General features: G+C 61.4%; 6 protein-coding genes. 4 read left to right on the top strand and 2 right to left on the bottom strand.

Features of this window, described 5'->3' with window-relative positions; all coding sequences use genetic code 11:
- The first annotated feature begins 12 nt into the window (after positions 1-12).
- Positions 13-1,284 carry a pyoverdine-tailoring periplasmic protein PvdN gene (locus BFP95_RS05880; RefSeq protein ID WP_065876025.1) on the top strand — a complete coding sequence of 424 codons (1,272 nt, stop codon included), beginning with the start codon at positions 13-15 and terminating at the stop codon, positions 1,282-1,284.
- Between the two features lie 34 nt (positions 1,285-1,318).
- Entirely contained in the window at positions 1,319-2,191 is an 873-nt protein-coding gene (locus BFP95_RS05875) for a dihydropyoverdine dehydrogenase (RefSeq protein WP_065876024.1), read from the top strand.
- 135 nt (positions 2,192-2,326) lie between these two features.
- Here BFP95_RS05875 and BFP95_RS05870 read toward each other — a convergent pair whose 3' ends face one another.
- Entirely contained in the window at positions 2,327-3,154 is an 828-nt protein-coding gene (locus tag BFP95_RS05870; RefSeq protein ID WP_065876023.1) for a N(5)-hydroxyornithine transformylase PvdF, read from the bottom strand.
- A 200-nt stretch (positions 3,155-3,354) separates the two neighbouring features.
- On the opposite strand from BFP95_RS05870, the gene BFP95_RS05865 reads away from it, so the two are divergent.
- Both BFP95_RS05865 and BFP95_RS05860 read left to right on the top strand, forming a co-directional pair.
- Positions 3,355-5,007: a cyclic peptide export ABC transporter gene (locus BFP95_RS05865; RefSeq protein ID WP_065876022.1), complete on the top strand. Its 1,653-nt coding sequence runs from the start codon at positions 3,355-3,357 to the stop codon at positions 5,005-5,007.
- A 109-nt stretch (positions 5,008-5,116) separates the two neighbouring features.
- A complete protein-coding gene (locus BFP95_RS05860; protein ID WP_065909558.1) occupies positions 5,117-7,543 on the top strand; it encodes a TonB-dependent siderophore receptor in 2,427 nt (808 codons plus the stop codon).
- Positions 7,544-7,654: 111 nt separating this feature from the next.
- Here the strand turns inward: BFP95_RS05860 and BFP95_RS05855 are convergent.
- Positions 7,655-13,313, bottom strand: a 5,659-nt coding sequence (locus tag BFP95_RS05855) for an amino acid adenylation domain-containing protein (protein WP_139115297.1), incomplete at its 5' end; no start/stop codon positions are given.

The raw sequence follows: 13,313 nt of genomic DNA, 5'->3' as shown, positions 1-13,313 counted from the left end.
AGAAGCACGTCCATGACCGACCGCCGTACGTTCCTCAAGCAGGCGGGTGTATTTGCCGCCAGCCTGCCACTGGGCGCCGCGCTGCTCCCGCAAGCAATCGCCGCCAACACCACAGATGCCCCATGGACGGGCCTCAAGCAGCTGTTCAACCAAGACCCGGATTACCTGCACTTCTCCAACTTCCTGGTGGCTTCGCACCCCAAGCCGGTACGCGAGGCCATCGAGCGTTACCGGGCGCAGATCGACCGCAACCCAGGGCTGGCGATGGACTGGGACCTGCAGGAAACCTGGAAGCGTGAAGGCCAGGTACGTGAGTGGGCCGGCCGCTATTTGCAGGCCACGCCTGCACAGATCGCCCTCACCGGCAGCACTTCGGAAGGGTTGGCGATGATCTACGGCGGGATCAAGGTACGGCCAGGCCAGGAAATCCTTACGACCGTCCACGAGCACTACGCCACCCAAAATGTGCTGGACTATCGCGCACTCAAGGAAGGCACGCAGGTGCGCCGGATCAAGTTATTCGAGAGCGCCCACCGCGTGTCCGCCGACGAGGTGCTGGGCAACATCCAGCGCCATATCCGCCCCAACACCCGCGTGCTTGGCATGACCTGGGTGCAGTCCGGCAGTGGCGTGAAACTGCCCATTGGCGAAATCGGCACGCTGGTGGACGAACACAATCGCAACCGCGACGACCAGGACCGCATCCTCTATGTGGTGGATGGCGTGCATGGTTTCGGCGTGGAAAACCTCGACTTCCCGGACATGCATTGCGACTTCTTTATCGCCGGCACCCACAAGTGGATGTTCGGCCCACGCGGCACCGGGCTTGTCTGCGCCCGCGACGCGGACAACCGATACGTGACACCGATGGTGCCAACCTTCTCCGAAGACAAAGACTTCGCCACCCGCATGACGCCGGGCGGCTACCACGCCTTCGAGCATCGCTGGGCGGCGGATGAGGCGTTCAAGCTGCACTTGCAACTGGGCAAGGCGCAGGTGCAGGCACGCATTCGTGCGCTGAATACCGAACTCAAGGAGCAGCTGTTGGCGCAGCGGCAGATCGAACTGGTCACGCCGCGCAGCCCCGAACTGTCGGCCGGCTTCACCTTCTTCCGCGTCAAAGGAAAGGACTGTGATGCCGTCGCGGCCAACATGATGAAACGCCGTGTGGTGATCGACGCGGTGAACCGGGATGTCGGCCCGGTGATTCGCACTGCCCCTGGCCTGCTCAATTCCTCCGATGAAATCCAGCGTTTCATGACCTTGCTTCGCCAGCAGGTGTGACGCCCACCCTTTTTCCTTTGAACGAGATGCCCACATGAATCCATCCCGACTCAAACCCCTCACGGCATTGGCACTGACCGCCCTGTGCGGCGCACTCCTGCCCAACCTGGCCCAAGCCGCCGCGCCGCAACCCGGCAAAGTGTTCAAGGACTGCAAGGACTGCCCGGAAATGGTGGTGCTGCCCGCCGGCACCTTCACCATGGGCACGCCGGACGATGAAGTCGGCCGCGAGCCGGATGAAAGCCCGATGCATGAAGTGACCTTCGCCAAGCCGTTTGCCATGAGCCGTTTTCACATCACCGCTGGCGAATGGGACAGCTATGTCCGCCAGACCGGCGTGACCATCGCCGATGGCGACACCCGCCCCGGCCGCGAATGCATCGCCAGCAGGCCGCGCTACCCCCAGGGCCCACGCCAGCCGGCGGTGTGCATGGACATGGATGACATCAAAGGCTATGTGGCCTGGCTGTCGAAAAAGACTGGGCAGCCGTACCACATGGTCAGCGAATCGCAGCGTGAATATGCTGCACGCGCAGGCTCGACCGGGCCGTTCCCGTTCCCGTTCGATGAGGGCAAGGGCTACAGCATCGCCAAGCATGCCAACACCTACGGCCCTGCGGATGGGTACAGCTACTCGTCACCCGTCGGCAGCTACCCGCCGAATGCCTTTGGCATGTACGACATGCATGGCAACGTGTATGAGCGGGTCGCCGACTGCTACCACGCGGACTACAAGGGCGCCCCCACCGATGGCAGTGCCTGGGTGGAGCCGACCTGCGAGCTGTATCAGATTCGCGGCAACGACTGGGGCGAAGCGCCGGTGTTTTCGCGCTCGGGCAACCGCAATAACATCTACCCGCAGACGCGCGGGGACTGGATCGGGTTTCGGGTAGTGCGCGACCTGTAACACGGGCACCCTCCAGTGTGGGAGCTGGCTTGCCTGCGATGGCGGCAGGTCAGCTAACATCAATGTGTCTGACCCACCGCTATCGCAGGCAAGCCAGCTCCCACATTTGGACCGCAAGGCTCAAGAAGATTGCGGTCAGCCCTTCTGCGCCAACAACGCCAACCCTTCGTGCAACGCCGGGAACAGGCTGTTGTTGAAGTTATTCCAGCGCAATTCAAGGATGGTGTCATCCGGCGCGATCTCAGTCTTGAGCACGTCGTGGAACACTTCGCCCGAGTCAATGCCGTTGTCCACGTAGTGGAACGAAGCGCCGGTGAGGTACAGCGGCTCCGAGGGCCGGGTCTCCTTGGTCGCCCAATCCACCACCGTTTGCCCACGCGCACCGTACAGCGCGTTCCAGGTGGCGTAGGCGCCACGGCGCTCGTAGGGCGATTCGATGCGGGTAATCCCCGGGTGGATGTTCATGATGCGGCGGGCAAACGGCGCGCCCGGGCGCACCAGCTCGTCGAGGATCACCAACAAACCGTCCAGTACCACGATATCTGCCTTCAGCTCCACCAGCGTGTCGTGCAGGCGGCGTTCGAAATCCTGCTTGCCGGCGATGTGTTCCGCGCTACCGCGTGGCAGCCGCCGGTAGGTGGACGGCACGCTCAGCAGCAGATCATTGACCAGGCGCCCCTGCACCCGCAGGTCGGCCGGGTATAGCCATTGGCGACCCGGTTTGTAGGCAAACCCGTAATCGCGGACCAACTGCTGGTCCCGTGGGTTTTGCTCGTCGTCGTCATACACCACGCCCACCAGGTTGTAGGCCTCGCCCAGCGGCGTGTCGTTCAGTGCGCCCGCCAGGGATTCCAGCACCGACATCATGTAGCGCTCGTGGTCCTTGTAGGCCACTGGCTGCCCGGCCTTGTCAGCCGCGGCATTGCGCAGGGACCACACGTACACCAGATTCTTTTTCGTCATTGCTTCGCTCTCGCTGGATAGATCAGGCACGCGCCAATGCGCGTGCGCCTACACCACAAGAACGAACCAGCCGCCGCGCAATTTATCCGCCACCGCCACCGCCGAGCGCACCGAGCTAAATAGTCGCGCCAATCCTTCGTTTGTCATGGGTAAGGGTCTGTGTGCCCAGCCCCCTCTTTTTCACTTTCCGGGAAGTATTTATGACCGACCCCAAGCGCGGCGCCTTCAACGGTTTGCTCGCATTGCTCAGGCCCTTTCGCACCATCGTCAGCGTCTCCGTCGCCCTGGGCATGGCCGGCGGCCTGGCCATCACCTTTTTGCTGGCGACCATCAATAATGCCCTGCACTCCTCCACCGGCATGACTCAAGGCGTGGTGCTGACCTTCGCCGCCCTGTGCGTGCTGGCGCTGACCAGCTCGATTGTGTCGGACATCGGCACCAATTACGTGGGCCAGCGCATCATCGCGGCGTTGCGCAAGGAACTGGGTGAGAAGGTGCTGTCGGCGCCGATCGAGCAGATCGAGCGCTACCGCTCCCACCGCCTGATCCCGGTGCTGACCCACGACGTCGACACCATCAGTGACTTTTCCTTCGCATTCACCCCGCTGGCCATTGCCGCCACAGTGACCCTGGGTTGCCTGGGCTACCTGGCGTACCTGTCGGTGCCGATGTTTGTGATGATGATCGTGGCGATCATCATCGGCAGCAGTGTGCAGTTCATTGCAGGCGCCAAGGGCATTCGCGGTTTCGACGAAGCCCGCGACCTCGAAGACGAGCTGCAACGTTACTACTCGGCCATTGCCTCGGGCGCCAAGGAGCTGCGCATCCATCGCCCACGCCGCTATCGGATGAATACCCACCGCATCCAGGAAACCGCCGACCGGATCAGCGACATTCAGGTGCGCTCGGTCAACATCTACATCATCGCCAAGACGTTCGGTTCGATGCTGTTTTTCGTGGTTATCGGCATCGCCCTGGCGATGCAGGCCTACAGCCCCAACCCGGACCCGGCAGTGATCACCGGTTTCGTGCTGGTGCTGCTGTACATGAAAGGCCCGCTGGAGCATGTGGTGGGTTACTTGCCGATCATTGGCAAGGCGCGCATTGCCTTTACGCGCATTACCGAACTGTCCGAACGCTTCTCGTCACCGGAACCGCACCTGCTGATGGCCGATACCGAGGCGCCGCACCCTCTGGTGCACAGCCTGGAACTGCGCGGCGTGACGTACAGCCCGCCGCCGGTGGAAGGCAGCGAGCCCTTCCACCTGGGCCCGATCAACCTGAGCATCAAGCAGGGCGATATCGTGTTTATCGTCGGCGAAAACGGCTGCGGCAAGACCACCCTGATCAAGCTGCTGCTGGGCCTGTATCAACCCCAGGCCGGTGAAATCCGCCTCAACGGGGAAACCGTGACCGACCCGGTCCGCGACGACTATCGCCAGTTGTTCACCACGGTATTTGCTGACTACTACCTGTTCGATGACTTGGTACAGGGCAGTGCCACACAGTCGCTGGACAGCGCCGCCAACTACCTGGAGCGCCTGGAAATCGCGCACAAAGTCAGCGTCAAGGATGGCGTGTTCAGCACCACCGACCTGTCCACCGGCCAACGCAAGCGCCTGGCACTGGTCAATGCCTGGCTCGAAGAACGTCCGGTGCTGGTGTTCGATGAATGGGCCGCCGACCAGGACCCGGCCTTCCGCCGCATTTTCTATACCGAACTGCTGCCGGACCTCAAGCGACTGGGCAAGACCATCATCGTGATCAGCCACGACGACCGCTATTTCGACATCGCCGACCAGCTCGTGCGCCTGCGTGCCGGCCAGGTGGTACATGAAATGGAGCCTGCGTGAAATTTCTTTTCCGGTTTCTGCAAGTAGGAACGTCTCACTAGTGGGAATGAGAACCACACTCAATAAACACTTAGAATCTGCCAACTAAAACATAGAAGAGAAAGCATCCATGTCAGTACGACTCGGTCTGAGCCCCCTGAGCAAAGCGCTATCGATGCGACGGGCCCTGAACTTCAACCTGTTGCCAAGCGCGCTGGCCCTTGCGGTATCGATGCCCATTGCCGGGTACGTCCAGGCCCAAGAGATCGAGCTCGACATCCCTGCACAGCCGTTGGGGACGGCACTGCAAGCGTTTGGCCAGCAGAGCAACCTGCAAGTGCTCTACAGCCCTACCGACGTGCAGGGCAAAACCAGCACCGCCGTCAAAGGTAAGCAGGAACCCAAGCAAGCCATCGCCACCCTGCTCAAAGGCACCGGCATCGATTACACGCTGCAGGGCAACGCCGTGACCATCAGTGCGGTCGCAACCTCAGGGCTGGAACTGGGTGCCACCCAGGTGACGGCCAACCAATTGGGCACCGTGACCGAAGGCACCGGTTCGTACACCCCAGGCACCATCGCCACGGCGACGCGCCTGGTGCTGACGCCACGGGAGACGCCGCAATCGATTTCGGTGGTGACGCGCCAGGTGATGGATGATTTTGGGCTCAAATCCATTGACGATGTGATGCGCCATACACCGGGTATCACGGTGTCGACCTTCGACACCGAGCGTACCAACTACTACTCCCGTGGATTCTCCATCGAGAACTTCCAGTACGACGGCATTCCGACCCTGCGCAATGCCCAGTACTCGGCAGGCCAGACCATGACTGACATGGCGATCTATGACCGGGTTGAAGTCCTCAAGGGCGCCACCGGTTTGCTCACCGGAGCCGGCGCGCCTGGTGGCACCATCAACCTGATCCGTAAAAAGCCGACTTCCGAGTTCAAGAGCAGCATTGAACTGGGTGCTGGCTCCTGGGACAACTACCGTACACAGGTCGATGTCAGCGGCCCGCTGACCGAGAGCGGCAACGTACGTGGACGCGCGGTGGCGGCGTATCAAGACAAAAAGTCGTTCCTCGACCACTACTCCCGCAAGACCGGCGTTTACTACGGCATCCTTGAAGTCGACTTGACCCCGGACACCCTGTTGACCCTGGGCGCCGACTATCAGGACAGCAACCCCAAAGGCTCGAGCTGGACCGGCACCCATACGATTTTTGATGCCGTCGGCAATAAACTCGACGTGCCGCGCTCTTTCAACAATGGTCCTAAATGGGGTTCATGGGAACAATACAGCAGGACTGTATTTGCCACGCTGGAGCATAATTTCGACAACGGCTGGGTCACCAAAGGCCAATACAACCACCAGATCAACGGCTACAACGCCCCCCTGGGCTACATATCCCAGGACTCCGCCACCGCCAGTTCGATCTTTGCCAGCAAATACACCGGTGAAACCACCAGCGACAGCCTGGATGTCTACGCTTCAGGGCCGTTCGACCTGTTTGGTCGCGAACATGAGCTGGTGATTGGCCAGTCGCTTTCGACCTCCCGATGGAAAGGCAAGGATTACCGAAGCAACGTCACCTACTTCGACAACTCCTATGATTTCTATAACTGGCACGGCCAGGCCATCGAACCGCTGTGGGGCGCGCCCTCCAGGATCAGTGATGAGACCACTCGCCAGACCGGCACCTATATCACCGGACGCTTCAGCCTGACGGATGAGATGCACCTGTTGCTGGGCACTCGGATTGCCAATTACCAGGTCACCGGAACCAGCGACAGTGAGGAAAGCGGAAAAGTCATTCCGTATGCCGGCTTGACGTATGACCTCAACGAAAACTTCACTGCCTATACCAGTTACTCCACGATTTTCAAGCCACAGACCGAGTACCGCGACCGCACACGCACGATGCTTGATCCAGATGAAGGCAAGAACTACGAACTGGGTGTCAAAGGTGAGTTTTTCGATGGCCGCTTGAATTCGAGCTTGGCCTACTTCGAAGTGCATGAGACCAATCGCCCAGTCACCGACTCTGCTTTTAACTCCCTTCCAACCACTGACTTCACTGCTTACGTCGGTACCAAGAGCAAAACCAAGGGTTACGAGGCTGAAATTTCTGGCGAACTTACCCCTGGCTGGCAGCTTCAGGCAGGCTACACCCACAAGATCGCACGAGATGATGACGGCAAGAAGGTCTCAACCTGGGAACCAGAAGACCAAGTCAGCTTCTACACCACCTACAAACTGCAAGGCAGCCTCGACAAGCTCACCGTCGGCGGCGGCGCACGCTGGCAGAGCGCAGGCTGGCAGACTGTCCGGAATTGGGGCTACCCCGGCGGCGGACGCTCTGAAAAATTCACCCAGGAACCCTACTGGCTGGTTGACCTGATGACCCGTTACCAAGTGACCGAGAACCTGTCGGCCACCCTCAACGTCAACAACCTGTTCGACAAGCACTATTACACCAATATCGGTTTCTATGACTCCGCCTACCCTGGCGACCCACGCAACTTCATGGTGACCACCCGTTACGACTTCTGACCCGCAACCCCCAAAGCCCCTGCTCACCACGTGACCAGGGGCTTTTTCATGGCCATAACAAAACGCCCCTGATCATGCTTGATGATCAGGGGCGTTTCTTACCTCAACCGCTTACTGCAAGACGGCCACAAAGCTGCGGATGAACTCAGCGTTATCCACGATCCGATGATGAGTCGTCTCGATCACCACCGAGCGCTGGATACCCGCCTGGCCGATCACCTCGCGCATGCCGCTTTCGATCAGTGCCTGGTGAATACCGCCCTCACTCAGCGCCGCCCACCAGCAGTTGACCGGTGCCTTGATCGCACGGTAGTCGGTGTCTTGCAGGCGCTCATCCAGCAGTTGCTTGATCGCCCAGGAGCGCTCGGTTTCGCCGCCCTCCTGCAACTCTTCCTTGAGTACACGGAAGCTGTCGCCCAGGGTCGATTCCGCCCAGTCGGACAGGCACTGCCATTGTTCATCCTCGTTGCCGGGAGCCGCTTGCCAGACACGTTGGATCTGTTCGGCATAGGGAGGGAACATCACCGCCAGCAGCTCGGCACGCCGCTCAGCAGCAGAGATCACGCGGTCGTCCACCAGCGCGCCCTGACTCCAGAACGCAGTGAAGCGAGCCGGTGGCGGCGCATCGATCCAGCCGACCGATTCGACCTGACGACCGGCCTGTTCCAGGTGATAGGCCACTTCCATGGCCAGGTTGCCGCCCAGTGACCAGCCCGCCAGGCAAAAGGCACCCTGCGGCTGGGCACGCAGCAACTGCTGGGCGTAATCCTCGACCATCTGCGCCCAGCTCGGCACTTCGCCGCCCTCTTCCACCAAGGCGCGGCACATCACGCCCATCACCGGGCGCTGCTCACGCAACGCCAGGGCAATGGCTTTGTAGCAATGCACCGAACCAAAACTTGGGTGGAATAAATACAGTGGCGTGCCTTCAGTCTGGCCGTTGAGCGGCACGATCAGCGACGTCGGGCCGTTACCCTCCATGCAGCGCGCCTGCCCGGCCACGGTGGGATGAAGCATCAATTGATTGACCGCCAGCGACACACCGCACGCCTTGTTGAGTCGGTCCTTGAGCATCAGCACCAACAGCGAGTGGCCGCCCAGTTCGAAGAAATTGTCGTGCAAGCCCACGCGCTCGACGCCCAGCACCTGTGCCCAGATGTCGGCAATCTGCTGTTGCAACCGAGTGTGCGGCGCAACGTATTCGCGGCCCGTTGCGTCGGGCTTGGGCAACGCCTTGCGGTCCAGCTTGCCATTGGGGCTCAACGGCATCTGTTCCAGCACCACCCATTGTGCGGGCACCATATAGTCCGGCAGGTGATTCCCCAAATAGGCGCCCAGGCGGTCACGCCAGTCGTCGCCAGCCTGTTGCAGCACCACGTAACCCACCAAGTGCTGACCGTCCACCACCAGCACGGTGGCTTCGCGCACATCCGGGTGTTCGAGCAGACGCGCTTCGATTTCACCCAGCTCAATCCGCAGGCCGCGTAGCTTGACCTGATGATCCAGGCGCCCGAGGTACTCAATCACACCATCAGCGCGCTGGCGTACGCGGTCGCCGGTGCGATACAGGCGAGCGCCGGCATGAAAGGGGCAAGGTACAAAACGTTCAGCGGTAAGGCCGGGGCGGCGATGGTAACTGCGCGCCAGGCCTTCGCCGCCCAGGTACAACTCGCCCGCCACGCCGACAGGTACCGGCGATAAACCGGCGTCCAGCACATGGGTGCGCAAGTTGGCGATCGGCTCTCCGATGGGCACGGTGGCCTGGCCTTCGTCGACGCACGTCCAGTGGGTCACGTCGATGGCAGCCTCCGTTGGGCCGTAAAGGTTGTAGAGCCCGGCCTGGGGCAGCTTGGCGAATACCTGTTGCTGGGCATCCACCGGCAGTGCTTCGCCGCTGCACACGATACGTTGCAGGCTTTGGCAGGTGGTGACCTGTGGATCCTGCAGGAACGCCTGGAGCATCGAGGGCACAAAGTGCAGCGTGGTGATGTGCTCGTGGTTGATCAGGCTGACCAACTTGGCCGGATCACGATGATCCCCAGGCGCTGCAACCACCAGGCGCGCACCGGTCATCAAGGGCCAGAAGAACTCCCACACCGAGACATCAAAACTGAACGGGGTCTTTTGCAGCACGCTGTCGCGGGCTGTCAGGCCATAGGCTTCCTGCATCCAGCACAACCGGTTGGTCAGCGCCGAATGTCGGTTGCCCGCCCCTTTGGGTTGCCCGGTGGAACCGGAGGTGTAGATCACATAGGCGAGGTTTTCGCCGTCCAGGGCGATGTCCGGGTTGTGTTCGGCATACCCTTCAAACCAGGACTCGCCGAGCACCAGGCTGTCCAAGCCTTGCGGGATCGGCAACTGTTCCAACAAATGCGCCTGGGTCAGCAGCAGCTTCACGCCGCTGTCCTGCAGCATGTAGGCCAGGCGTTCGCGCGGGTATTCCGGGTCCAGCGGCACATAGGCGCCACCGGCCTTGAGGACCGCCAACAGCCCCACCACCATCTCGATGGAACGCTCTAGCGCCAGCCCCACAAGGACGTCCGGGCCTACACCGGCGCTGATCAAACGATGGGCCAAGCGGTTGGCGCGGCGATTCAACTCGGTGTAGCTCAGCTGTTGCCCGGCAAACGCCAACGCCGGCGCATCGGGTGTAAACGCAGCCTGATCTTCGATCCATTGGTGCACACAGCGTTGCAGCGGGTAGTCGCGGGTCGTGGCGTTCCAGCCGTGCACCGCCGTTTGCTGCTCACGGTGGTCAAGTAACGGCAACTGGCCGATACGCTGCTGCACATCACCCACCATGCCCTGCAGCAGGTTCAGCCAATGACGCGCCATGCGCGCCAGCGTAGCGGGTTCGAACAGGTCAGTGGCATAGGTGAGCGAGGCGGCAAGCCCTTCGATCGATTCGTGGGTATTGAGGCTCAGATCGAACTGGGCGGTCTGGCTGTCCCACGCCAGCCCACTGACACTCAGGCCAGGTAGTGGCTGGCGCTCATCGCGGGCAGAGGCCTGCGTCTGATGATTGAAGAGCACCTGGAACAACGGGTTGAAACTCAGGTTGCGCTCAGGCTGCAAGGCTTCTACCAGTTGCTCGAAAGGCAAGTCCTGATGCGCCTGGGCATCCAGCGCACGTTGCTTGACCTGCGCCAGTAACTGGGCAACCGTCTGCTGCCCATCGATGTCGGCCTTGAGCACCTGGGTGTTGACGAAGAAGCCGATCAGGCGCTCGGTTTCCACGCGGTTTCGGTTAGCGACGGGGACGCCGACGCGGATATCTCGCTGGCCACTGTAGCGGTGCAACAAGGTCTGGAACGACGCCAGCAACAGCATGAACAGCGTCACCCCTTGACGCTGGGCCTGCGTGCGCAATGCGCTGACCAGCGCCGAGGGAACGTTGATCTCCAGGCTCGCACCGCGATGGCTTTGCTGGGTCGGACGCGGGTGATCCAGTGGCAGCTCCAGGACCGGTTGCTCACCGCCAAGCAGGCCGCGCCAGTAATCGAGCTGACGTGTTTTTTCGCCGGCATCCATCCAATTGCGCTGCCACACCGCGTAGTCAGCGTATTGCACCGGCAGGTCCGGCAACTGCGGCGTTTGGCCCTGGCTGTACGCAACATACAAGTGCACCAGTTCATCAACCAGCACCTGCATCGACCCACCATCGGAAATGATGTGGTGCTGCACCAGCGCCAATACATGGTCATCGTCGGCGACGCGCAGCAGGCCCACACGCATGAGCGGCCCCTGGGTCAGGTCGAACGGTTGTGCAATGAACGCCTCCACATGAGTACGCAGTGCAGCCTCTTCTACGTCGCTACGGGTGATCGCTACCGATGTGTTCGCCGCAATAACCTGCACCGCACGCTCACCGTCTTGTTGCAGGTGGGTACGCAGGCTTTCATGACGCGCGACCAGTGTGTCGAAACTGCGCTGCAATGCGGCTTGGTCCAGTTGGCCCTTCAAACGCAAGACACCCGGCACGTGATACGCCGCGCTGTCCGGGTCCAGTTGCCAGAGGAACCATTGGCGCTCCTGGGCGTAGGACAAGGGCAAGGGTTGATCTCGCCCCACGGCCAACAGCGGAGGCGCCAGCGGTGTGCCGCTGTCGGTCGACAAGGCAGCAACAAACCCCTGCAAGCGCGGTTGTTCGAACAGGCTTCGCAGGGCGATTTCCCTGCCCAGCAGGTTGCGCAGGCGCGAGACGACCTGCATGGCCAATAACGAGTGGCCGCCCATTTCAAAAAAGTGGTCCGTCAGCCCTACTCGCTCGGCGCCCAGGATATCGGCCCAGACAGCGGCGACCTGTTGCTCCAGTTCGGTGACGGGCTCGACCCACAGCTGCTGCGATTGGCTGGCATCGGGCTTTGGCAGCGCCTGGCGATCCAGTTTGCCATTCGGGTTCAGCGGCATGCGTTCAAGGAAAACCAGGTGCGCCGGCACCATGTAGTCCGGCAGTTGTTCACGCAGAGTCGACTTCAGGGCTTCGGCGTCGGTTTGCTCGCTGACCAGATAGGCCACCAACTGGTTGTCGGCAGCCAACACCAGGGTTTCACGTACGCCGTCCTGGGCCAGCAACAGCGCTTCGATTTCCCCCAGCTCGATACGAAAACCACGGATTTTCACCTGATGGTCGACCCGGCCGACGTACTCGATTACACCGTCAGCGCGGTAGCGCGCCAAGTCACCCGTGCGGTACAGGCGCTCACCGGTTTCGCCGAACGGGTCCGGTACAAAACGCTCGGCCGTCAGCAACGCCCGGTTCAGATAGGCACGCGCCAAGCCGCAGCTGCTGCCGATGTACAACTCGCCCACGGCGCCCAGCGGCGCCAGGTTCAAGTCACGATCCAGCACATACAACGCCCGCCCTGGCAGTGAACGGCCAATCGGGCTGGCGGTGGCGCCGATCAGTTCGGTGCCTGATGTGCAGTCCAGCACGCTCGATACAACAGTGGCCTCCGTCGGGCCGTAGGTATTGAGCAAACGCACATGGCCAAGCCCGGCCTTGAGCCACTGCGCCGGGCCGTCCAGCGGCATGGCTTCGCCACCGATGTGGATCTGGCGAAGCGAACCGTAAGCACGCGGGCCAGCGGCCAGGCAGTCGAGCAGGAACAGGTTCCAGTAGGCGGTCGGCAAGTCGGCCAGGGTAATGCCCTGGGCGATGATTTCCTCGTACAGCCGCGCACTGTCCCACAGCTCGGGACCGCGCAGCACAACCGTGGCGCCATGGGTCAACGCCGGGTACAGCTGTTCAACAAAACCGTCGAAGTTCAGGGTAGCGAATTGAAGAACGCGGTCTTCCGAGGTCAACCGTGAATAGCCAGCAGCAATGCTGGAAAACTCAGTCAGCGCCGCATGGTTGATCGCCACGCCCTTGGGTTTGCCGGTGGAGCCGGAGGTGTAGATCACATAGGCCAGGTTCTGCGAAAAAACCGTTATCTGCGGATCGCTTTCAGGGCACAACGCCAGGTGCGCATCCGCCAGATCGACCGTCGCCATGCCTTCGGGCAATGGCATCGCCACATGAGACTGGGTCAGCACCAGGCGCACGCCGCTGTCTTCAAGCATATGCAACAGGCGTTCACGCGGGTATTGCGGGTCCAGCGGCACATAGGCGCCGCCGGCCTTGAGCACTGCCAATAGGCTGACCACCATGTCGAACGAACGCTCGACCGCCACGCCCACCAGCACTTCCGGGCCAATGCCCTGGCCGATCAGGTGATGCGCGAGGCGGTTGGCCTGGCGATTCAGTTCGGCGTAGCTGATGGACTGG

This window comes from Pseudomonas sp. 58 R 12 (assembly GCF_900005865.1).
GTDB lineage: Bacteria > Pseudomonadota > Gammaproteobacteria > Pseudomonadales > Pseudomonadaceae > Aquipseudomonas > Aquipseudomonas tritici.
This window is presented reverse-complemented; position numbering and strand designations above follow the sequence as displayed.